3 protein-coding genes are annotated in these 3,332 nt (G+C 39.8%); 1 reads left to right on the top strand and 2 read right to left on the bottom strand.

The annotated features are described in order from the left end of the window. Positions 1–2,391: TonB-dependent receptor family protein (locus DXD25_RS15950; protein ID WP_117664350.1), on the top strand; the 2,391-nt coding region annotated here is incomplete at its 5' end. Positions 2,392–2,492: 101 nt separating this feature from the next. On the opposite strand, the gene DXD25_RS15955 is transcribed toward DXD25_RS15950, so the two are convergent. Further along, positions 2,493–2,840, bottom strand: a complete 348-nt coding sequence (locus DXD25_RS15955; RefSeq protein ID WP_117664351.1) for a DUF86 domain-containing protein — start codon at positions 2,838–2,840, stop codon at positions 2,493–2,495. After that, positions 2,824–3,120 (bottom strand): nucleotidyltransferase family protein, encoded by a 297-nt coding sequence (locus DXD25_RS15960; RefSeq protein ID WP_117664352.1) that lies wholly within the window; start codon positions 3,118–3,120, stop codon positions 2,824–2,826. Before DXD25_RS15960 ends, DXD25_RS15955 begins: the two co-directional genes overlap by 17 nt. Positions 3,121–3,332: the final 212 nt, after the last annotated feature.

A 3,332-nucleotide genomic window follows, 5' to 3' on the forward strand; every position in this document is an offset into this window, starting at 1 on the left:
CTGGAGGATTTCACGGTTACCACAAGTATCGTGAAGCGAACTGCTCCGGATGCCATCCGCCAGATCATGGGTTTCTATCCGATGAAGATGACGATAGATGGCGAAAACATTTTTGTGGAGTGTACGCAGAAGACTCCCACCAAGATGATAGGTCGCATCATAGACAATAAGAAACGCCCTGTAGATTTCGCCAATGTAGCCCTGCTGAATGTTCGTGATTCTTCATTGATAAATGGCGGTGTGACGAATGAGAACGGCCAGTTCGTGATTCCCTGCGGAGCCAGAAAGGCGATAGTAAGAGTAAGTTGCGTGGGCTATATTACGACAAGCAATACATATAATATAGGTAAGATAGAGACAATAACTCTGAAGGAGGCAACAATGAACCTGCAGAAGGTGGTTGTAAAAGGACATCGTAAAACCTTTGAGATGACGAATGAAGGACTTGTTACTCAGGTGAAAGGAACACCTTTGAGCGAAGCTGGTACTGCCAACGATGTTATGGCGCAAGTGCCGAGTGTTTATGGCAGTGATGGAAAATATCGTGTTTATGGCAAGGGTGAAGCATTGGTATATGTGAATGGAAGGAAGTTGACGGATGAGGGGGAACTGGATAGAATAAGTTCCAAAGACATCGCCTCCGTAACTCTCAACAACAATCCTGGAGCAAAATATGATGCTACGGTAAAGGCTGTCATTGTGATTAGAACGAATAAGAAACAAGGTGATGGACTGAGCGGTGGGTTTACTTCTATGGCTCGGCAGGGACATTCTACATCTTTGTCTGAGGGCGGTAATTTAAACTGGCGTAGAGGAGGACTGGATATTTTTGGAAGTCTTTATTATGATTTGACGCAAAGGTATCAGCATCAGATAGATAAAAAGACTGTCATTAAAGATGGAGAAATGTGGCAAATGCATAGCGACATCGGGATATTCCCCAAAAGCAAAGCCCAAATTGCCACAAAGATAGGTTTCAATTATGTCTTCAATGAGAAACATTCCATAGGTGCTACTTATAATGTAAACTTTTTACCAAATAGTACTGCTTCATGGCCTACATATCAACGTGTAATGAAGAATGGGACAGAGTTGGAATCCATATCCTATGATATGAAATGGAATCGCAAGACGCCTCCTGCTCATTATGTGAATGCTTATTATCGGGGAGAATTCGGAAAATGGAATGTCGTTTTTGATAATGACTTGGTTGTTAGCCAGAACAAGGCTGTGCAGAATATTAAGGAGCAGAGTAGTGCTTCTGGTGAAAGTAATGTTAACAGCACAAACAAGGCGGACAATGTAATGGCTGCTTCTAAATTGGCGCTGTCTTATCCTGTTGGGAAAGGAAAGCTAGAAGGTGGTGGTGAGTTTATCTATACAGACCGCAAGGAAACTTACAACAATGTGGAACAGATAATAGCTTCTACAGATGACCATATCAGGGAAAATAAGTTGGCTGGATTCTTGACCTATTATCTTCCATTGGGAAAAATTGATTTAGAAGCAGGTCTGAGGTATGAACATACCGTTTCTGATTATTATGAGAAAGGAATCTGGATTGATGGACAAAGTCGTCGGTATGATAAATTGTTTCCGAATGCAAGTTTATCATTTCCGATAGGCAAAGCCAATTTCTCGTTGGATTATACGATGAAGACTCGTCGTCCGTCTTATCAGGAATTGAGCAGCAATATGCAATATGATGACGTCTTCACTTATGAAAAGGGAAATCCTCTTCTGAAGCCTGAAATTATCCATGACATAACCTTCGCAGGATTATACAAATGGGTATATTTAAATTTCAGTTTTCAACATATCAATGACTTCATAGTGAATACGATAGATTTGCAGCCAGGTGAAGGTAAACCGCTCAACATTCTAACGAATGTCAATCGTTCCCACATGAATACATATACGGCAGTTCTATCATTGTCGCCAAGTATAGGGATTTGGTCTCCTCGCTTGTCTTTGGTATTGATGGGACAGAATTTTGAAATGGTTCATTATGGGCAAATGCTCAAGTTGAACAATCCGTTGTTGATGACCAATTGGTTTAATTCTTTCTCTATTTCAAGAGGTTATATACTGACGGCTGATATGATAGGGCATACTTCTGGTGATAATACGATAGCAACCCTGAAGCCGAGTTTTCAGTTGAATTTGGGAATAACAAAGAAGTTTAAACAATGGACTTTTCAATTTCAGGCAACGGATGTCTTTCGTACAGCCCGTAACTCTATGTTTACCTATGGTACAAGTATGTTGCTCGATAAATGGAACTATAGCGATTCGCAAGCTGTTAAGCTAACTATAAGCTATCGTTTCAACTCTGTTAACAGCAAGTACAAAGGCACAGGAGCCGGCAATGCAGAAAAGAGCCGCTTGTAGTTCTTGTTAGGAAGAAACTCTCTTAATAAACAATGAATATATGACAATCGGTCAAGCGAAGGCAAAACCATATTGGTTTGCTCTTTGCTTGACCGATGTTTTTATTTTTCTTCAGTTAGATACTCCTTTATTTGTTGCTCTAATATCGGAAGGTCGTTTGTAATCACATCCCAAACAACGTTGTTATCAACTTGGAAATATTCATGAACGATATAGTTCCTCATGCCGTTCACTTGTTTCCAAGGAGTCTTAGGATGCGCTTGTCGAAATTCTTCAGTTAGCATATTCGATGCTTCTCCAAGAATTTCGATGTTCTTGACTACTGCGTAATACATCATGTCGTCTGCGATAAAATCCTCAAAGTTTTTACCTTTTGTATATCGGCAGATTCTTTCTATCGCCTGGAGCATGTGCTCTAGGCGTTTTTTATCTCTACTTCGTTCTCTCATATACTAAGATTTTATCACGTTCTACTGATTCCTGTGCAAAAGGGAGTAAGGTTCCTTCTGATACCAAATCAACTTTTCTACCTAAGAGTTCTTCCAAATCATTCCACATACCGAAGAATTTTAAACCTATAGGTTTACTCTTGTCCAAAGAAACCATAATATCGACATCGCTATCCTTCGTTTCTTCCCCTCTGGAGAAAGAACCGAACAGCCAGGCTTTCAGTACGGGTTGGGTGCTGAAATAATGGCGTAAAGCTTCTATGATGGCTCGTTTACCCATAATATAATAATGATGTTGTTTTTTGCTGCAAAGGTACACTTTTTATTCGAAAAAGCAAGCTTTTTTCTAGTTTTTTATTACCTTTGCATAGGTTTTCCAAAGAAAGTAGAAGATTTCTTCATTTTAGGGGTAATTGATTTCAGAAAAGCTTGTATATAAGAGTAGAAACAAGAAGAAAATGACGTGATGACAGAAGAAAATGAACAGCGGAT

The sequence above is a fragment of the Prevotella sp. TF12-30 genome, from assembly GCF_003436715.1.
GTDB lineage: Bacteria > Bacteroidota > Bacteroidia > Bacteroidales > Bacteroidaceae > Prevotella > Prevotella copri_A.

What these genes read in the sequence shown, in the direction of transcription:
- DXD25_RS15955 (WP_117664351.1), bottom strand. Translation starts at nt 2,840, where the DNA reads ATGAGAGAACGAAGTAGAGATAAAAAACGCCTAGAGCACATGCTCCAG.
- DXD25_RS15960 (WP_117664352.1), bottom strand. Translation starts at nt 3,120, where the DNA reads ATGGGTAAACGAGCCATCATAGAAGCTTTACGCCATTATTTCAGCACC.